Origin of the sequence: Erythrobacter sp. WG (genome assembly GCF_026586795.1) — a bacterium.
GTDB lineage: Bacteria > Pseudomonadota > Alphaproteobacteria > Sphingomonadales > Sphingomonadaceae > Erythrobacter.
This window is the reverse complement of record NZ_JAPFGY010000045.1, coordinates 1-17641: the sequence shown is the minus strand read 5'-3', so window position 1 is coordinate 17641 and position 17641 is coordinate 1. Positions and strand designations below refer to the sequence as shown.

General features: G+C 62.9%; 16 protein-coding genes and 2 pseudogenes. 10 read left to right on the top strand and 8 right to left on the bottom strand.

From position 1 onward, the window contains the following. On the top strand, nt 1-600 hold a 600-nt coding region (locus OPU67_RS15825), incomplete at its 5' end, for a TolC family protein (RefSeq protein ID WP_267621353.1). A gap of 15 nt (nt 601-615) precedes the next feature. Here the strand turns inward: OPU67_RS15825 and OPU67_RS15820 are convergent. Beyond that, entirely contained in the window at nt 616-1065 is a 450-nt protein-coding gene (locus OPU67_RS15820) for a MaoC family dehydratase (RefSeq protein ID WP_267621351.1), read from the bottom strand. Beyond that, complete coding sequence (locus OPU67_RS15815) at nt 1065-2147, bottom strand: CaiB/BaiF CoA transferase family protein (protein WP_267621349.1); 1083 nt, start codon at nt 2145-2147, stop codon at nt 1065-1067. Before OPU67_RS15815 ends, OPU67_RS15820 begins: the two co-directional genes overlap by 1 nt. Nucleotides 2148-2266: 119 nt before the next feature. Between OPU67_RS15815 and cysD the strand changes: the two genes are divergently transcribed. From cysD to OPU67_RS15800, 3 genes are read left to right on the top strand one after another with little or no spacing between them, the layout of a single operon-like run. Next, nucleotides 2267-3169, top strand: a complete 903-nt coding sequence (gene cysD / locus OPU67_RS15810) for a sulfate adenylyltransferase subunit CysD (RefSeq protein ID WP_267621347.1) — start codon at nt 2267-2269, stop codon at nt 3167-3169. After that, nucleotides 3169-5082 carry a sulfate adenylyltransferase subunit CysN gene (gene cysN / locus OPU67_RS15805; protein WP_267621345.1) on the top strand — a complete coding sequence of 638 codons (1914 nt, stop codon included), beginning with the start codon at nt 3169-3171 and terminating at the stop codon, nt 5080-5082. The genes cysD and cysN overlap by 1 nt, the downstream gene beginning before the upstream one ends. Before the next feature lie 11 nt (nt 5083-5093). Continuing rightward, nucleotides 5094-5822, top strand: a complete 729-nt coding sequence (locus tag OPU67_RS15800) for a 3'(2'),5'-bisphosphate nucleotidase CysQ (RefSeq protein ID WP_267621343.1) — start codon at nt 5094-5096, stop codon at nt 5820-5822. 883 nt (nt 5823-6705) lie between these two features. Here the strand turns inward: OPU67_RS15800 and OPU67_RS15795 are convergent. Continuing rightward, the gene (locus OPU67_RS15795) at nt 6706-6870 is read right to left on the bottom strand and encodes a hypothetical protein (protein ID WP_267621341.1); all 165 of its coding nucleotides are present in this window, start codon (nt 6868-6870) and stop codon (nt 6706-6708) included. Here OPU67_RS15795 and OPU67_RS16395 point away from each other — a divergent pair. From OPU67_RS16395 to wecB, 3 genes are all read left to right on the top strand, one after another. Further along, the gene (locus OPU67_RS16395; protein ID WP_420709036.1) at nt 6791-6970 is read left to right on the top strand and encodes a hypothetical protein; all 180 of its coding nucleotides are present in this window, start codon (nt 6791-6793) and stop codon (nt 6968-6970) included. The genes OPU67_RS15795 and OPU67_RS16395 overlap by 80 nt on opposite strands. A gap of 1098 nt (nt 6971-8068) precedes the next feature. Further along, the gene (gene wecC / locus OPU67_RS15790) at nt 8069-9373 is read left to right on the top strand and encodes a UDP-N-acetyl-D-mannosamine dehydrogenase (RefSeq protein WP_267621339.1); all 1305 of its coding nucleotides are present in this window, start codon (nt 8069-8071) and stop codon (nt 9371-9373) included. Beyond that, nucleotides 9370-10506 carry a non-hydrolyzing UDP-N-acetylglucosamine 2-epimerase gene (wecB, locus tag OPU67_RS15785; RefSeq protein WP_267621338.1) on the top strand — a complete coding sequence of 379 codons (1137 nt, stop codon included), beginning with the start codon at nt 9370-9372 and terminating at the stop codon, nt 10504-10506. Before wecC ends, wecB begins: the two co-directional genes overlap by 4 nt. 1022 nt (nt 10507-11528) lie before the next feature. Here the strand turns inward: wecB and rfbB are convergent. From rfbB to rfbA, 4 genes are read right to left on the bottom strand one after another with little or no spacing between them, the layout of a single operon-like run. Further along, entirely contained in the window at nt 11529-12581 is a 1053-nt protein-coding gene (gene rfbB / locus OPU67_RS15780; protein WP_267621336.1) for a dTDP-glucose 4,6-dehydratase, read from the bottom strand. After that, nucleotides 12574-13431: a dTDP-4-dehydrorhamnose reductase gene (rfbD, locus tag OPU67_RS15775; protein WP_267621334.1), complete on the bottom strand. Its 858-nt coding sequence runs from the start codon at nt 13429-13431 to the stop codon at nt 12574-12576. The genes rfbB and rfbD overlap by 8 nt, the downstream gene beginning before the upstream one ends. Continuing rightward, on the bottom strand, nt 13428-13973 hold the full coding sequence (rfbC, locus tag OPU67_RS15770; RefSeq protein ID WP_267621332.1) for a dTDP-4-dehydrorhamnose 3,5-epimerase: 546 nt from the start codon (nt 13971-13973) through the stop codon (nt 13428-13430). Before rfbC ends, rfbD begins: the two co-directional genes overlap by 4 nt. Then, on the bottom strand, nt 13970-14866 hold the full coding sequence (rfbA, locus tag OPU67_RS15765; RefSeq protein WP_267621330.1) for a glucose-1-phosphate thymidylyltransferase RfbA: 897 nt from the start codon (nt 14864-14866) through the stop codon (nt 13970-13972). The genes rfbC and rfbA overlap by 4 nt, the downstream gene beginning before the upstream one ends. A 1077-nt stretch (nt 14867-15943) precedes the next feature. Here rfbA and OPU67_RS15760 point away from each other — a divergent pair. From OPU67_RS15760 to OPU67_RS15750, 3 genes and pseudogenes are all read left to right on the top strand, one after another. After that, nucleotides 15944-16264, top strand: a pseudogene (locus OPU67_RS15760) (transposase); the annotation flags it as partial. A gap of 268 nt (nt 16265-16532) precedes the next feature. Further along, nucleotides 16533-16946 (top strand): hypothetical protein, encoded by a 414-nt coding sequence (locus tag OPU67_RS15755; RefSeq protein WP_267621329.1) that lies wholly within the window; start codon nt 16533-16535, stop codon nt 16944-16946. Nucleotides 16947-17193: 247 nt separating this feature from the next. Next, the gene (locus OPU67_RS15750; protein WP_267621327.1) at nt 17194-17370 is read left to right on the top strand and encodes a hypothetical protein; all 177 of its coding nucleotides are present in this window, start codon (nt 17194-17196) and stop codon (nt 17368-17370) included. On the opposite strand, the pseudogene OPU67_RS15745 reads toward OPU67_RS15750, so the two are convergent. Next, nucleotides 17371-17641: pseudogene (locus tag OPU67_RS15745) on the bottom strand (hypothetical protein); the annotation flags it as partial. It lies immediately after the preceding gene.

Sequence of the window (17641 nt, the reverse complement as noted above, 5' to 3'; positions counted from 1 at the left end):
ACGCTCGCGCCTGCGGCAGCGCCCGCCAGCCTGCCCTCCGACCTCCTCGCCAACCGGCCCGACGTCGCCGCCGCCGCCGCCGAACTCGCCGCGACCGACGCCGATCTCGCCGCTGCGGCACGGGCACGGTTCCCGCGCATCACGCTGTCGGGGGTGATCGGACTGCTCTCGTTCCGGCCCGGGGACTTCTTCGACGACTCCGTGGTCGGCACGCTGACCAGCGGGATTGCCGGGCCGCTGCTCGATTTCGGGCGGGTGGCCGCGCAGATTGACGCGGCCGCCGCGAACAAGCGCGCCGCCTTCGCCGCCTATCGCGGGGCTGTCTATCAGGCGCTGGGGGATGCGGAAGGCGCCTACGGCGTGGTCGCCGCCGCCGACGCCGAGGCTGATCTCGCCGTCAGCCAGCGCGATCAGCTTGCCCGCGCGGCGGCGATCGCGGAGACCCGCTACAAGGCAGGGCTTGCGAGCTTCCTTGACGTGCTCGAGGCACGCCGTGCGGCGGATTCGAGCGGCGAGAGCGCGGCGGCCGCGCTCGGCAGGGCGCAGCGAGCGCGGATCGTGCTGTGGCAGGCGCTGGGCGGCGAGGTCGTGACCAGGTAACGGCCCCGTCGGCGCTCAGCCCTTGCGCCGGATCAGCGCGGTCCGCTCGCAGCGGCACACCATCTCGTCGCGCTGGTTCCACATCTCGTGCACCCAGGCGACGATCCCGGCGTCGGACCGCGACTTGCTCTCCCGCAGTTCCTTGACCTCAGACGTCGCCCGCAGGGTGTCGCCGATGAACACGGGCTTCGGAGTCACGACATTGTTGAACCCGAGATTGGCGACGAGCGTGCCCAGCGTCGTCTCGCCCACCGAAAGCCCGACCAGCAGGCTGAAGGTGAAGGTGGAATTGACTAGGATCTGCCCGAAGCCGCTCGCCTTGGCCGCTTCGATATCGAGGTGGAGCGGCTGCGGGTTGTGGGTCATCGTGGAGAACAGCAGGTTGTCGGTCTCGGTCACGGTACGGCGGATCGGGTGCTCAATCCGCTCGCCGACCTGCCATTCCTCGAAGAACTTGCCAGCCATCAAGATGCCCCTCCCCAGCGCGCGACCACCTCGGCACCGTCGTCAGCGCTCGACCGGACAGCGCCCGGCGTGCGACTGAAGCGCGGCGCGGGGGCGGTGTGCCACATTCCGTCATGCTCCACATAGGCGCTGCGGGCCTTCATGTGTGGATGCGCGCGCGCCTCCTCGATCCCGAGCACGGGGGCGAAGCAGGCATCGGTGCCTTCGAGCAACTCGCACCACTCGGCCTGGGTCTTGGTGAGGAACAGCGCGGCGAGCTGTTCGGCATAGGCGTCCCAGTTGGCGGGGTTCATCTGGCCGTTCGCAAGATCGGCAGGCGCCCCCGCCTTGGCCAGCATCTCGGCGTAGAACTGCGGCTCGATCGCGCCGAGACTGACCTCCTTGCCATCAGCGCAGGTGAAGCAGCGATAGAAATGCGCCGCCCCGCCGAGCATCCCCCTGCCCCGCTCGGTCGAGAGGTGCGGCACATGGCGCACCCCGAAGAAGAAGCTCATCAGGCTGGTCGCCCCGTCGACGATCGCGGCGTCGACCACTTGCCCCTTGCCGGAGCGTTCGCGTTCGTAGAGCGCGGCCATGATCCCGAAGGCGCAATACATCGACCCGCCGCCGAAATCGCCGACGAGGTTCTGCGGCGGGATCGCGGTCTCGCCCCCGCGGCCCACCGCCGCGAGCGCCCCGGTGATCGCGATGTAGTTGATGTCGTGCCCTGCGGCCTGGGCGAGCGGTCCGTCCTGCCCCCAGCCTGTCATGCGCGCATAGACGAGGCGGGGGTTCAGACCGAGCAGATCTTCCGGCCCGAGCCCCAGCCGCTCCATCACGCCGGGGCGGAAGCCTTCGATCAGCACATCGGCGCTGGCGGCGGCGCCCCGGACAGCGGCCTTGCCCTCCTCGCTTTTGAGGTCGAGCGCCAGCCGGTGCCGCGCCCGCTCCACGACCGGGTTGGTCACCTGCGCCCCCGGCCGGTCGATGCGCACCACCTGCGCACCGAGGTCGGCAAGCAGCATGGCGACGTGCGGGCCCGGCCCGATGCCGGCGAATTCGAGAACGCGCAGGCCCGTAAGCGGCCCGGTCGGCTGGCTCATGTGATCTCTCCCTTTGCCGCCGCTCTAAGCGCGCCAGACGATCGAGGGCAAGCCTCGCCTTCCCAGGCCGAAAGGCAAACTTGCTTGTTGCTGGCAAATGAGGGTCTAACTGCTCGCCCATGCGCAATCTGACCCATCTCGAGCGGCTCGAGGCCGAGAGCATTCACATCTTCCGCGAGGTCGTCGCCGAGGCGGAGAACCCGGTGATGCTCTATTCGGTGGGCAAGGATTCCTCGGTGATGCTGCATCTGGCGCGCAAGGCCTTCCACCCTGCCCCGGTGCCGTTTCCAATGCTGCACGTCGCCAGCGGATGGGACTTTCAGGACCTGCTCGCCCACCGCGACCGCACGGTGCGCGAATACGGCCTGAAGCTGATCGTTGCCGCGAACGAGGAGGCCGAGGCGCAGGGGATCAACCCCTTCGACACCGGCAGCGCCCTATACTCGCAGGCGCAGCTCACCGATCCCCTGAAGCGCGCGCTGACCACCCACGGCTTCGACGCGGCCTTCGGCGGCGGGCGACGCGACGAGGAGAAGGCGCGCGCCAAGGAGCGCATCTTCTCCTTCCGCAACGCCGCGCACCGCTGGGACCCGAAGAACCAGCGCCCGGAGCTGTGGAACCTCTACAACGCGAAGAAGGCCAAGGGCGAAAGCATCCGCGTCTTCCCGATCTCGAACTGGACCGAGCTCGACATCTGGCAATATATCGCGCTCGAAAAGATCGACATCGTGCCGCTCTATTTCAGCAAGCCCCGCCCGACGGTGCAGCGCGACGGGATGCTGCTGGTGGTGGACGATGACCGCTTTCGGCTGGAGCCGGGCGAGGCGCCGGTGATGCGCTCGGTGCGGTTCCGCACGCTGGGCTGCTATCCGCTGACCGGCGCGACCGAGAGCGATGCGATCGCAATGAACGACATCATCCAGGAAATGCTGCTCGCCACCGGATCGGAACGCCAGGGCCGCGCGATCGACAAGGGGCAATCGGCCAGCATGGAAGACAAGAAGCAGGAGGGGTATTTTTGATGGACACGCCCTCCTCCTCCTTCCGGACCGACGCCCTCATCGCCAAGGATATCGACGCCTATCTCGACGCGCATCAGCACAAGAGCCTGCTGCGCTTCATCACCTGCGGCAGCGTGGATGATGGCAAGTCGACCCTGATCGGGCGGCTGCTGTATGACAGCAAGATGATCTTCGAGGATCAGCTCGCCGCGCTGGAAAGCGACAGCATCAAGCACGGCACGCAAGGCGCTGAGATCGATTTTGCCCTGCTGGTCGACGGCCTCGCCGCCGAGCGCGAGCAGGGGATCACGATCGACGTCGCCTACCGCTTTTTCACCACCGAGAAGCGCAAGTTCATCGTCGCCGACACGCCGGGGCATGAACAATACACCCGCAACATGGTGACCGGCGCCTCGACCGCCGACCTCGCCGTGATCCTTGTCGACGCGCGCAAGGGCGTGCTCCAACAGACGCGGCGGCATTCCTATCTCGTCCACCTCCTCGGCATCCGCCACGTGGTGCTGGCGGTGAACAAGATGGATCTGGTGGGCTATGATCAGGGCGTGTTCGACCGGATCGTGGCCGATTACCGCGCCTTCGCGACCAGTATCGGGATTGCCGGTTTCACCGCCCTTCCGATCTCGGGCTTCAAGGGCGACAATATCACCGCCGCTTCGGCCAACACGCCGTGGTACGAAGGGCCGTCGCTGATCCATCATCTGGAGACAGTCGAACTCGACACCGCCGCAGCGCAGGGCGCGCCGTTCCGGATGCCGGTGCAGTGGGTCAACCGCCCGAACCTCGACTTCCGCGGGTTCGCCGGGCAGATCGCCAGCGGCACGATCCGTCCGGGCGATGCGGTGCGGATTGTGCCTTCGGGCAAGACCTCGACCGTCAAGACCATCAGCACCTTCGACGGCGATCTTGATGAAGCGGTGGCGGGCCAATCCGTCACCATCACGCTGGCCGACGAGGTCGATTGCAGCCGCGGGGATCTGATCGCAGCCGCCGGCGATCCGCCGCAGGCCTCGGACCAGTTCTGCGCGACCTTCGTGTGGATGGACGAAGCCGCGCTCAAGCCGGGCCGCGGCTACTGGCTGAAGATCGGCACCCAGACGGTCACCGCCACCGTGCAGCCGCCCAAGTATGAGATCGACGTCAACTCCCTTGAGCATCTCGCGGCCAGGACGCTCACCTTGAACGCCATCGGCGTCGCCGAATTCGCCACCGACCGCCCGATCGCCTTCGAGCCTTACGAGGCGAACCGCCAGCTCGGCGGGTTCATCCTGATCGACAAGTTCACCAACGCCACGGTCGCTGCCGGGATGATCGCATTCTCCTTGCGCCGTGCCGACAATGTCCACTGGCAGCCGGTCGCGATCACCCGCGAGGATCACGCGGGGATGAAGAACCAGACACCGCGCGTGCTGTGGTTCACCGGCCTTTCGGGCTCAGGCAAGTCGACCATCGCCAACGAAGTCGAAAAGCAGCTGTTCCTGATGAACCGCCACACCTTCCTGCTTGATGGCGACAATGTCCGCCATGGCCTCAACCGCGATCTCGGCTTTACCGAGACCGACCGGATCGAGAACATCCGCCGCGTGGGCGAAGTGGCCAAGCTAATGGCGGATGCGGGCCTGATCGTGCTCACCGCCTTCATCAGCCCCTTCCGGGCCGAGCGCGAAATGGTGCGCAAGATGCTCCCCGAAGGCGAGTTCATAGAAATCTTCGTCGACACCCCGCTCGAAGTGGTCGAGGCGCGCGACGTGAAAGGGCTCTACAAGAAGGCGCGCGAGGGCAAATTGAAGAACTTCACCGGTATCGACAGCCCTTACGAGCCGCCGGAATACCCCGAAATCCGCGTCAACACGGTGGACATGACGGCGGCGGAGGCCGCACGCTACATCATCGACCGCATCCTGCCGCTGAAATGAACCTCGCATCGATGACCGACGCCGCACTCGCGGCCCACTTGGCGCATGAGGCCGGACGCCTCCTGATGGAAGTGCGCGAGACCTCGGGCCTTGCCGGCAAGGCGCTGGGGATGGCCGGTGACGCGGCTGCCAATCGCTACCTGTGCGATGCGCTGCGATCCGCCCGGCCCGCCGATGGCCTGCTGTCCGAAGAGGAACGGGACAATCCCGCGCGCCTCTCCAGAAGCCGGGTGTGGGTCGTCGATCCGGTCGACGGAACGCGCGAATACAGCGAAGGCCGCAGCGACTGGGCCGTTCATGTCGCGTTGGCCATCGACGGCGCGCCGTGCGTCGGCGCGGTGGCTTTGCCGGGGCTGGGAGGCGGCATCGTGTTGCGGTCGGACCAGCCGCAGCCACTGCCTCCGGCGGCATCGACTCCACGCATCGTGATCAGCCGCACCCGCCCTCCTGCCGAAGCGGAACTGCTGGCTGTGGCCATCGATGGCGTTCTGGTGGCGATGGGCAGTGCAGGCGCCAAGGCGATGGCGGTAGTGCGTGGCGAGGCTGAAGCCTATGTCCATTCGGGAGGGCAACACGAGTGGGACAGCTGCGCGCCAACAGCCGTCGCCACGGCGTTCGGCCTGCATTGCTCGCACCTCGATGGCGCCCCCCTTACGTACAACAACCCGCAGACCGACATCCCGGATCTCCTGATCTGCCGCCGTGAACTGGCGGGTATTGTGCTGGCGGCCCTCGCCTGACGGTTGCGTTATGCCAACGGCGGTAGCGGCAGAAGATCGGACGCGCTCTGCAGACGATCGGCACAACCTGGTGCAGATCACTACTCTGCTCTGCAGGTGGAGGGTAGGGGGAGGGGGAAAAACGAAATCGCAAAAACGAGCCCTTGCACAGTACGAAAGGGGCATCTTGATTTCACGGGAAGGCACCCGAAATCAGCGGTATAAGGAGGGTGCAGAAGATGACCAACAAAGCTAGTTCGGAGCCTGAGAATGGAGCCCGAAGGGCACCGAACCCGTTTGGCATCACCAAGGAAGGCTTACGGCGAGCAACAGGATCCAGTCGATCCGAAGTTCATGCTGAAATGGCAATAGGTATCGCTGCTTCGATCCCGAACTCGCCTTGGAGAACAACGGATCAGTGTGAGGCATCAATCGGAGCTGCCATAGCGATGCTCGAGGAAATCGGGCCTCGCGACCTGAAGGAAGGGATGTTAGCTGCCCAGATGGTCACCCTCCACAATGCAGCCATGGAATGCATGCGGCGAGCCATGGCAAGCCAACAGCCCGCACAAGTCACCGAGATGTACCTGCGCAACGGCGTGCGGCTTTCGAGCCTCTACGAGAGGCATCTTGCCTCACTTGATAAGCGGCGCGGACGAGGGCAGCAGACTATTCGCGTTGAGCACGTAACCACAACACGTGAGCGAGTGAGGGCCTCAAGGGGTGTTGACTCGGATGCTTCGAATTCAACCGAGATTGTGAAGTGCGGAGCACATAAGCGACGCAGCCGGCAACAAATCGTACCACCTAGCTTGCTTACTGAGCAAAGCATCGACGCTGTTCTCAGCGAGGAGCCTGAATGCCTTCAAACGGTCGCGAGGCTTTAGATGACGACGAGCAAGAGTCACCCCAGAGATGTTCGCGCAATGTTGGCATCGACGAGATGCGGTGCGAGAACACGTTCTGGAAAGCCTTGCAGATCGCCAGCAGTGAAGGGGAAGGCACGTTGCAGGATGCACGGCGGAGCGAGCAGGTCGGGGGCCACTGCCGGCAACCGGAACGCGTTCAAGCATGGCCTTTACACGCAGGAGATGATTGCCCATCGCAAGCTCGTCAACGAGGTGCTGAGACAAGGGCGGCGGGCACTTATCGACTATGGAGATGAGTAGCTTGATTTTGCTTACGTTGTCGCACCGATTGGAAAACAGACGTCGCAAACGATAATTGTTACAAACCCGGCTATGCGCGTCTCATTTTCTGTAATCCGAGCACAACCCAACACCATGGCTTGGGACAGTTGGCCGCGTAGATCGATCGCGCTCCATCACAGGATCGATCTCTGAGGGCATAGCAGACGCTGAGGAGACGTCCCGCACATGAACTCGCGATCGCACTCCGAGTGCTTCAGTGAAACCTTCGAGTCAGTGATGAACGCTCGGGATGTGAATTCAAGGCAAGTCTGCAAAATGGATCCTAGAGCAGATCTCTTCCGCCAAAACGAGATCGGTCTCGCCCTCATCGGGCAAACCCTCTGCGCTTAGCGCTGCGCATCTATACGCGCCCTCACCCTCGATCCGCGTTATGACAATCAATTGCCCCTGCCTGAAGATCCGTGTGACACCTGGCTGATCATCGTAGTAGCCGCGAAACCTCGCCACCTGACCCAAGATATAGTGGCCGCAGCCCAGCATTATACCTCTCCCTCATACGAAAGTTATTATACAGCCCACTCGGAGTCTAGAAATGCGATAACGTATGATGGCTGATTCTCTTACACCTGTCTACATGGCATATGATCAATGATGCATAATCTACACATGTATCTCAAGAGTCCGTGTCACGATTTTGGTACGCAATACTTGGTCTTCGCCAATTTGATTGCGCTGCCGCATCAATTGAACTGCGATGCCGCTGGATGGCGGAGCTTGGCTAACTGGCGTTGCAGTCCTCCGGGAATCATCGCCCGTTGCAGTGTCGGCCCGCCGCGCACCTCATCATTTTTTCGATCCTGCAGATAATCTTTGGTGCACAGGCACTATGCTCGGCTTCAGCCCCTTTCGAGAAAAGATGATGATGAGCAAAACCATCATGATAAGGCGACCAGTTCCCTTGTCGCTCGATGGACTTGGAGCATTCCGAGAGGGTGTCTCCTCTGGTGAAGGTACAGGCAAGACCGTTCGGCGCCGATGGTGAAAGCAACGGCAAGCCTAACGCGATCTTAAGGCTTCGCGGACATGGTTCTGGGGCAGAACCTGGACAGAGATCGCATGAACGCGCCATTCGATGCCAATACAGTACTTGGGCGCAAGGCGCCCGGTGTGCCGGAGCCTGAGCACCAGGTTGCTGTGATCGGACTCGGCTACATTGGCCTGCCGACAGCCGCGCTGCTCGCCAGCTTCGGCTGGAGCGTATGCGGGGTCGACGTGTCGCGCCGGGTCGTTGAGACGGTCAACGCCGGGGGCGTGCACATCGAGGAGCGGGACCTCGACAAGCTGGTGCGGGAAGCGATCGCCGCGCAGACCCTAGTCGCCACGACCGTGGTGCCGACGGCAAGTTTCTACATGATTGCTGTGCCCACCCCGCTCGGGCCCGACTCCACGCCGGACATCTCCTATGTGGAAGCGGCCGCGCGCGCAATCGCGCCTAAGATCCTCCCTGGCGCGTGCGTGATCATCGAGAGCACCTCGCCGGTCGGAACCACCGAGCGGGTCGGTGCCATCATCGCGGAACTGCGCCCCGATCTGGTGATCCCGCAGGAGGGCGGCACGCAGGAGGCGGATATTGCGCTCGCCTACTGCCCCGAGCGTGTGCTGCCGGGCCGGATCGTCAATGAACTGGTGCACAACGATCGCGTGGTCGGCGGCGTCACCCCGGCCTGCGCCGAGCGCGCAGCGGTCCTCTACACCAGCTTCGTCAAGGGTGACTGCCTCTACACGACAGCTCGCGTGGCCGAGACGGTCAAGTTGGTCGAAAATTCGTTTCGCGACGTCAACATCGCCTTCGCCAACGAGCTGTCGATGATCGCCGACGTGATCGGCGTCGACGTGTGGGAGGTGATCCGCCTCGCCAACCGCCACCCGCGGGTCAACATCCTCCAGCCGGGCCCGGGCGTCGGCGGGCACTGCATCGCGGTCGACCCGTGGTTCTTGGTCGCGGGCGCTCCCGAGGCGGCGCGGCTGGTGCGGACCGCCCGCGAGGTCAACGACCACAAGGCGGTCCACACCGCGGCGAAGATCCGCGCGCTGCTGAAGGCTGCGCCGGACGGCAAGGTCGCCCTGCTCGGCCTCTCCTTCAAGCCCGACATCGACGACTTCCGCGAAAGCCCCGCACTTGAGATCGCCGAGGCGCTGGCCCATACCCACGGGGAGCGCATCCTGGTGGTCGAACCCTTCACCGAAGAACTGCCCGGCGCATTCGACGCCACCGGCGCGCAGCTGGTGACGCTTGACGCCGCGCTCAGGCAGGCGGAGATTGTCGTGGTGCTCGTCGACCACACCGCGTTCCGGCACCTTTCTCCGCAGGACCTTGCGGGCAAGCTGGTGTTCGACACGCGGGGCATGCTGCGGCGATGAAGTCGGAGCGCGCGAAGCCGCGCATCGTGGTGACCTTCGGCACCCGGCCGGAAGCGATCAAGATGTTCCCGGTGGTCTTCGCGCTGCGCGAGACTGGGCTGTTCGACGTAAGGGTGGTGGTCACCGCACAACACCGCGAGTTGCTCGACAGTGTTCTCTCGCTGGCCGGACTGATACCCGATCTCGACCTCGACTTGATGCTCCCGAACCAATCCTTGGATGGTCTTGCGAGCCGCATCCTGACGCGGTTCGGAGAGGCATTGGACAGCTTACGTCCCGATCGGGTGCTAGTGCACGGCGACACGCTGACCACCATGATTGCAAGCCTTGCATGCTACTTCCGGCGGGTCCCCGTGGGCCATGTCGAGGCCGGCTTGCGCAGCGGCGACATCTACTCGCCTTGGCCCGAGGAGGTGAACCGCAAGGTCACCGGGGTGATCGCTGACCTCCACTTCGCCCCTACCGAGACCGCGGCTGCTGCGTTACGCGCTGAAAACGTGGCCCACTCTGCGATACACGTGACCGGCAACACGGTCATCGATGCCCTGTTGCACGCCCGCAACCGGCTTGCTGCGGATCCGGCGCTCGCACCTGCAATCGCGCCTCTGAAGGCGCGCTTCGCGAGCAGGCGGATCATCGCAGTGACGGCTCACCGTCGCGAGAACTTCGGTGCCGGTATGGCAGGCATTGCACAAGCTCTGCAGCAGCTTGCAGCGCGCGATGATGTGGCAATCATCTATCCGCTTCACCCTAATCCCAACGTTGTGAAGGTCATGCGCCCCGCACTCGCCGGTTACGACAACATCGCGCTCCTCGACCCTTTGGACTACCTCGATTTCGTCGCAATGATGGACGCGAGCGAGATTGTCCTAACCGACTCCGGTGGCATTCAGGAAGAGGCACCGAGTCTCGGGAAACCGGTGCTAGTCATGCGCGATACGACCGAGCGGCCCGAAGGCATAGCTGCGGGAACAGCGCAGCTGGTCGGGACCGATCCAGCGGCCATCATCGCGGAAGCCACGCGCTTGCTTGACCGGCCCGAAGACTATCAGGCTATGGCTCGCGCGCACAACCCGTACGGCGACGGCACCGCCAGCCGACGCATTGCCGAAATCGTCGCCGGTGCCTCTTGAGTAGCGCTATAGAGATACTTCGGGCAACGAAGAAAGTTCCCAACGAGACACTCTGTCGATAACGTCGGTAGGTCCTGAAAACGCAACCCTAGAATGTGCTCATGCGAGATGACGCACGGCCCAAAGTTAACTCAGGTAATGAGTAGCACGAGTATGAGGGGCGGTCTGCAAGAACTGGCCCCGTTGCCCGAGCTAATCACCCAGCCCTTCGCCGCAGTCACCGATGAAGTGATCATGCAGTTATCGACAAAAAAGGTACGCCACTGACATCATAAGCGCTAAGTGCAACGCTTCAACAGCTGCCCCCGAGATGCGGTATCCCGATCCGACTGATGTCGACATCTTTCATTAATCCGGGTGAACATAATATTCCAATTAATTGACTACACTAGTCAATTTTATTTGAAATTAGCAATGGTTGATCCGCATGGAGGGGCGCGATGTCAACACAGTGCCCTACTCCATTCGATCAATTATCCCCTTAATCATGCTGCCAACCTCAGCCGTTGAAACCAGCTCACCGGACCTGAGGAAGGAGGAGAACTCAAGATCCGAGTGGTCCAACGTTCGGTAGCAGTGCACGCTCATGGCAGACTCTGAACTGAATCGAGGAAGCCAGCCGGAGGAGGTCAAACCCCTTAAGATTTGTTGTATCTAACTTGCTTCAGGGCAGGAGGAGCAGAGCCGATCCGGCTGCATTGGGCCGGCTACTCTCCTAATTGCTCAGATGAGGAGCGTGTATCTGATGGTTCGCCCACTTCCCCAATCCTTGATAACCGGACTGCGGAACCAGACCTCAATGGACTTGATGGCACCTGCGGCATCGAGCACTCCGAAGGCAGCCAGCGGGGTCAATGGAGGAGATTGTGCTCATCCGAATGCGGATCGGTAGCACACACCGGTCATATTTTATCGCGCAAGTGCACCCGAAAGGCGCAATCGCATGTGGACAAGACTTTTCCTAAGCGCGAGTCGCCCGATTGCTCTTGTGTTTCGCCGGCGCAGCGGGCGACGGGGCGAGGCTAACTGATAATGAGCGGCCTCCACCAGTGCTCGTTGTCGAGGTACCATCTCAGGGATTGCCTGAGGCCGTCCTCGAAGCCGTGCTCGGGCATATAGCCGAGTTCGGTGCGCGCCTTGGTCTCGTTGATGGCGTAGCGACGGTCGTGACCCGCGCGGTCGGTGACGAAGGTCTTGAGGCTGCGGGTGGGCTCGCCCCTCGCGCTCGGCGCGTCGGGGAAGCGCGCAGCGAGGCCCTCGACCTCCGCGAACGCCCGGTCGACTTCGGCGCAAATGGTGTCGATCACGGTCATGTTGGGCAGCTCCGCCCCGCCGCCGATATTGTATGTCTCGCCCGGCACGCCCTTCAGGAGACACGCCTCGATGCCGCGGCAATGGTCCTCGACGTGCAGCCAGTCGCGCACGTTCATCCCGTCGCCGTAGATCGGCAGCGGCCGCCCGTGGAGCGCGTTCAGCAGGAACAGCGGGATGAGCTTTTCGGGGTACTGGTAGGGCCCGTAATTGTTCGAGCAGTTGCTGGTCGTCACCTCCAGCCCGAAGGTGTGGTGATAGGCGCGCACCAGGTGGTCCGAGGCCGCCTTGCTCGCCGAATAGGGCGAGTTGGGCGCATAGGGCGTCACCTCGCTGAACGCCGGATCCTCCGGCCCTAGCGAGCCGAACACCTCGTCGGTCGAGATGTGGTGGAAGCGATGCTCCGTCCCGCTGCCCGCCAGCCAGACGGCGCGTGCGGCCTTCAAAAGGCTGTTGGTGCCCAGGATGTTGGTGTCGATGAAGGCATCGGGCCCGGTGATCGAACGGTCGACATGGCTCTCGGCCGCGAAGTGCACGAGCGTCGTGATCGCGTGCTCACGCAGCAGCCGCTCGACGAGATCGGTGTCGCGGATGTCGCCCACCACCAGTTCGGCATTGGGCGCGCCCGCAATGGTCGCACGGTTGCCGGCATAGGTCAGCGCATCGAGCACGATCACCCGGTCCTCGGGGTGCTGCGCGTTCCAGTAGTGGACGAAGTTGCCGCCGATGAAGCCGGCCCCGCCGGTCACGAGCACGTTAGCCAAGGCTTGCTTCCTCTTCGAGCATCAGGCGCAGGTTCTCGCGCCAGGGAACCGCGCGATCGCCCAGCAGGGCGCGGGTCTTGCTGCAATCGAGCAGCGAGAACGCGGGGCGCTTCGCCGGGGTGGGATAGTCGGCGGTGGTCAGCGGGTTGATCACCGGGATCCGCTTCACAAGCCCGAGCGCGTGCGCCTCCTCGGCGATCGCGACGGCGAAGTCGTGCCAGCTGATCGCGCCGTCGTCCGCGTGGTGGAAGGTGCCGGTGGCGCCCTTCTCGACCAGGCCCCAGATCGTGCGTGCAAGGCCGGTTGCCCAGGTCGGCGAGCCGATCTGGTCGGCGACGACGCCCAGCGCGTCGCGCTCGTTCATCAGCCGGATCATGGTGCGCACGAAGTTCGCGCCGCCGGCGGCATAGACCCAGGCGGTGCGCACCAGCAGGTCCTCAGGCCGCAAGCGGTCCTCGCCCTCGGCCTTGGTGCGGCCATAGGCGGACTGCGGGTTGCGTTCGTCCTCGGGGCGGTAGGCGACCGGGCTCAAGCCGTCGAACACATAGTCGGTCGAGACGTGGACCACCCTGCCTCCGGTCGAGGCCATCGCTTCCACCATCACGCCCACCGCATCGGCGTTGATCGCGCGCGCGGTCGCCTCATCGCTCTCGGCGCGGTCGACCGCGGTGTAGGCGGCGGCATTGAGGATCACCTCGGGCGCCTCGACCACGAGCCGCGCGGTGAGCATCGGCGCATCGGTGAGGTCGCAGTCCTCGACGTCGATGGCGCTGATCTCCGCCCAGTCAGGCGCGGTCCGCTGCAAGGCGCTGCCGAGCTGGCCGCCTGCCCCCGTGATCAGCACCCTCATGCGAACACCTCCACATCGGCGAGCGCGAGCCCGCGCCCGTCCTTTTCGGACACCAGCGGCGCCATGCCGATGCCGGGCCAGTCGATGCCCACCGCCGGATCGTCCCAGGCCAGCGTATGCTCGGTCCGGGGATCGTAAGGCGCGGTGCATTTGTAGAGGAAGTCGGTGTCGTCCTCCAGGGTCAGGAACCCGTGGGCGAAGCCCTCAGGCACCCACAGCATCCGCTTGTTCTCGGCCGACAGTTCGACGCCCATCCACTGGCCGAAGGTCGGCGACGAGGCGCGCAGGTCCACCGCGACGTCGAACACCGCGCCGCTGGTCACCCGCACCAGCTTGCCCTGCGGACCCGGATTCTGGAAGTGCAGGCCGCGCAGCACGCCCTTCTGCGAGCGGCTGTGGTTGTCCTGCACGAAGGCAAGGTCGAGGCCGGCGGCAGCGAATGTGCCCGCGTTCCAGCTTTCCATGAAGAAGCCGCGCGCATCGCCGAACACGCGGGGCTCGATGATCAGCACGCCCGGCAGGCTGGTGGCGACGACGTTCATGGCAGGTGCGGGCGGCCGAGCAGGCCGAGCAGGTATTCGCCATAGCCCGACTTCCTGAGCGGCGCGGCGATCTCCGTGAGGCGCGCATCGTCGATGAAGCCCTGCCGCCAGGCAATCTCCTCGGGGCAAGCGATCTTGAGGCCCTGCCGCTCCTCGGTGATGCGCACATAGGTGGCGGCATCGAGCAGCGAGGCGTGGGTGCCGGTATCGAGCCAGGCAAAGCCGCGCCCCATGATCTCGACCGACATCGCGCCCTCGTCGAGATAGAGGCGGTTGAGGTCCGTGATCTCGAGCTCGCCGCGGGCCGAGGGCGCAAGGTCGCGCGCCCGGTCGACCACGGTCTCGTCGTAGAAGTAGAGGCCGGTCACCGCGTAGTTCGACTTGGGGACGCGGGGCTTCTCCTCGATCGAGATCGCCTTGCCAGCCGCGTCGAACTCGACCACGCCGAAGGCTTCGGGATCATTGACCCGGTAGGCGAACACAGTCGCGCCGGCATCGCGGGCGTTGGCGCTGCGCAGCAGATCGGGAAGGCCGTGGCCATAGAAGATGTTGTCGCCCAGAATCAGCGCCGAAGGGCCGCCGCGCACGAAGTCCGCGCCGATGTGGAACGCCTGCGCGAGGCCCTCCGGCCGGGGCTGGACCTCATAGGAAAGCTGCACCCCCAAATCCGACCCGTCGCCCAGCACGCGCTTGAACTGCGCGGCATCCTCGGGCGTGGTGATGATCAGGATTTCGCGGATCCCGGCCAGCATCAGCGTGCTAAGCGGATAGTAGATCATCGGCTTGTCGAAGACCGGCATGAGCTGCTTCGACACACCGCGCGTCAACGGATAGAGACGCGTGCCGGACCCGCCCGCGAGGATGATTCCGCGTCTTTTCCTCTCCTGTTCCATAGATGAAGAGGCTTCCTTCTATATTTCGCAGTCCAAGCCGCATAATCCTTCGGCGACCACCGTCAACAACGATAGTCGCCGTGACGTTCAATCCCGATTTTTGCAGGTCAGGGTTAGAGTGCGACTGCGAGCAGTCGGAAGAGAACGAAGGGAGGCATACTCAACGATGAGCACATCACTCATGGGAGCAGAAAAGGCGCTAGGCGACGGCGAAGCCCCGCCGCCGTGCATGGTCAAGTCTGGGACCTCTCTAGGCATGAAAGTTCCAGTTCGGCGGCTTGAATGTATCCCATAAGAGGCGGGCGCTAGGATAGGAAAACTCATGGCTGAAGAAGCTACTGGCCGAGAGTATGCTCGACAACGTCGTGCCAACGGGTCTGGGATCAACAGCGTCGTCAGACCCGCGTCAAGATAAAGCTACCGCCCGGCGCCCCGGCGACAGCGGCCTTTCGCTGGCTGCGGGTACTCGAGTTCCAAGGCTTGGCCTGCTCCTAAGAGGACTCGGACGCTCCTCCTAATGAGCTGTAAAGGAACTAGGTTCCGTTAGAGGTTCTGGATCAAGCCCCATTGTTAACCCTCGGACCTCATCCACAGAAAAGGTTCGAGTCTCATACGCAGCGGACGCATTTGAGCTGGGTTATCAAGTGTTAGCAGGTCCGACACGGACGCCAACGGCTACCAGGGACTCCCCGAGTTCGCTCAGAACGATTGCGCCCTTCGGCGGGCCTTTTGCAAAGCGGTAAAGCAGGCCGTTGCTGACCGCGAGTGATCTGAGAAGGCGGTCGCCGGCTCCATGAAAACATCGGACCAGAGAACCCATCCGGAGCCGGCGACCAGTTTGGGGCAGATAAGCTTATGTCGTGGATCGACTAACTTTCTCTAGGCCGCGTACGGTTAATAACCGGTTATCACCAAGTGCGGCTGGACCATAGAATTGGCGTTGGATGTAGGAGAGCAAAGCGTAGCCAGAGGCGACGAATTCGCAGATGCGCTGTAGTCAGAGGGCCTCCACACCTGCCCTTCTCCCTCTAGCCCGACGATCCTTTCTGTTGCGCGTTGCTGGCCCTCGTGACCATCAGCCATGGCCGCTGCCCGAAGGGCGAGCGGCTGCGCATGGGCTTCCCGCATGGTCACCGCAAAACCGCTACGCTGGTGGCTGGCTCGCGCATGACCGGCATGGTGGCGCCGATGGTGCTTGACGGACCCATCAACGGCGACTGGTTCGAAGCCTACTTCACCAAGGTACTGGTGCCCGAGCTTCGCGCCGGTGATATCGTCATCATGGACAATATCTCAAACCACAAGCGGGCAGCCGTGAGGGAGAAGATCGAAGCGGTCGGCGCCACCCTGCGCTTCCTCCCGCCCTATAGCCCCGACATCAACTTGATCGAGAAGGCTCCCCCGGCTCCATGTCATGCGAAAGTGTCGCCTAAAAAGGTTTGCATAAGGAGACTTACCTAGGTGGTCAGCGAGAAAAATATGTCAAATGGTATGGAACTAACGTTGGGCTATCTTACTTAAGGAATTGTTCGGGTTGGGCGGGAGGGTAACCGTAGCAGCGCGAAGGGAACATCAGGTGGGTGCAGTTCATTCGACTGGATTTTTCCAAGTAAAACCAGAAGAGTACGACGCGAAGGGACCGGATTGGCTTATAGGCGATCGTGCCATGAAATCCGATGATGAGCCCATTCTCACATCGGAACGGGTCGGCGCAACTAACGGGACGAGTACTGAGTTGCTGGAGCGCTTAGTCGCACTTGCAGAAAACGAACTGCGCTCTCGAAAGATGCGTGCCCGGTTTTTACCGGAGGAGCTCTTCGGCGAAGGAGGTTGGTCCATGCTCCTCGACCTGTTCGTTTCTGAGTATCACGGCCGCAAGGTTTCAACCACAAGCGCTTGCATCGCGGCAGATGTCCCGGCTACCACCGCTTTGCGTTGGCTCGACTTGCTGGAGAAAAAAGGCCTCATCCAACGAGCTCTGACCACTCGGGACAAGCGAGTGAAGTATGTTGCGCTGACCAACAAAGCGCGGGAAGCACTTTGCGCGCTGCTGCGTCGCCAATTATTGAGCACTCGCTGATATCGCTAAAGTATCTTACCTAATTAAGGTCAGGCTAGCGCCAAACCTGATCTCCCGGTGACGATACGGTCCGCTCCGTCGAGTCCGGATTGCTTCGTCACGACATACGATCCTATACCTAATGCTGGCGACAGCTTCACGGAAAGCGTTTGTCCAGCATACAAACTAACGCATCAAGCTAGTTCCATTCCGGAGCGAAGTGCAAATGTGTCATTCCCCATTCAGCATCCTGTGCTACGAGAGCACCATGCGCTCCAAGATGACACCAGATGGCGATGCTGAACAGGTGGAAGGGTGCCTCGCGCGATTAAGACAAGAACTCGTGATTTTAGACCAGCTTGGAGCAACGTTAGCGGCGATCAAAGTCGTAGAAGCTTGCGATGCGCTGGAACATGGACTCGAGGCGCGGCGCCCCCTCGGCTGATTAGGCCCGCTGATCAGAAGACGTCATTCTGATTATGTCGTTGAGGTAACGAGTCATGGTCTCGTACCCCTCGGACGTCATCCTTACAAGCTTGCGCCTCTCATCGGTTGGATCGTCATCGGTGAAGATCAGTGCGCGCTCCTCAAGCAATTTGAGCCACAGAACGGCTGTGTTGGCCGAAGCGCCTGAACCGAGTATCCATCCGGCGGGGGCCGCCTTGCCTGGGTAGGCAGCGAGCGCTCTTAAGCGTGCTCTTAAGAGTGTGCTTAGG

What these genes read in the sequence shown, in the direction of transcription:
- OPU67_RS15820 (WP_267621351.1), bottom strand. Translation starts at nt 1,065, where the DNA reads ATGGCTGGCAAGTTCTTCGAGGAATGGCAGGTCGGCGAGCGGATTGAG.
- OPU67_RS15815 (WP_267621349.1), bottom strand. Translation starts at nt 2,147, where the DNA reads ATGAGCCAGCCGACCGGGCCGCTTACGGGCCTGCGCGTTCTCGAATTC.
- cysD (WP_267621347.1), top strand. Translation starts at nt 2,267, where the DNA reads ATGCGCAATCTGACCCATCTCGAGCGGCTCGAGGCCGAGAGCATTCAC.
- cysN (WP_267621345.1), top strand. Translation starts at nt 3,169, where the DNA reads ATGGACACGCCCTCCTCCTCCTTCCGGACCGACGCCCTCATCGCCAAG.
- OPU67_RS15800 (WP_267621343.1), top strand. Translation starts at nt 5,094, where the DNA reads ATGACCGACGCCGCACTCGCGGCCCACTTGGCGCATGAGGCCGGACGC.
- wecC (WP_267621339.1), top strand. Translation starts at nt 8,069, where the DNA reads ATGAACGCGCCATTCGATGCCAATACAGTACTTGGGCGCAAGGCGCCC.
- wecB (WP_267621338.1), top strand. Translation starts at nt 9,370, where the DNA reads ATGAAGTCGGAGCGCGCGAAGCCGCGCATCGTGGTGACCTTCGGCACC.
- rfbD (WP_267621334.1), bottom strand. Translation starts at nt 13,431, where the DNA reads ATGAGGGTGCTGATCACGGGGGCAGGCGGCCAGCTCGGCAGCGCCTTG.
- rfbC (WP_267621332.1), bottom strand. Translation starts at nt 13,973, where the DNA reads ATGAACGTCGTCGCCACCAGCCTGCCGGGCGTGCTGATCATCGAGCCC.
- rfbA (WP_267621330.1), bottom strand. Translation starts at nt 14,866, where the DNA reads ATGGAACAGGAGAGGAAAAGACGCGGAATCATCCTCGCGGGCGGGTCC.
- OPU67_RS15755 (WP_267621329.1), top strand. Translation starts at nt 16,533, where the DNA reads ATGAAATCCGATGATGAGCCCATTCTCACATCGGAACGGGTCGGCGCA.
- OPU67_RS15750 (WP_267621327.1), top strand. Translation starts at nt 17,194, where the DNA reads ATGCGCTCCAAGATGACACCAGATGGCGATGCTGAACAGGTGGAAGGG.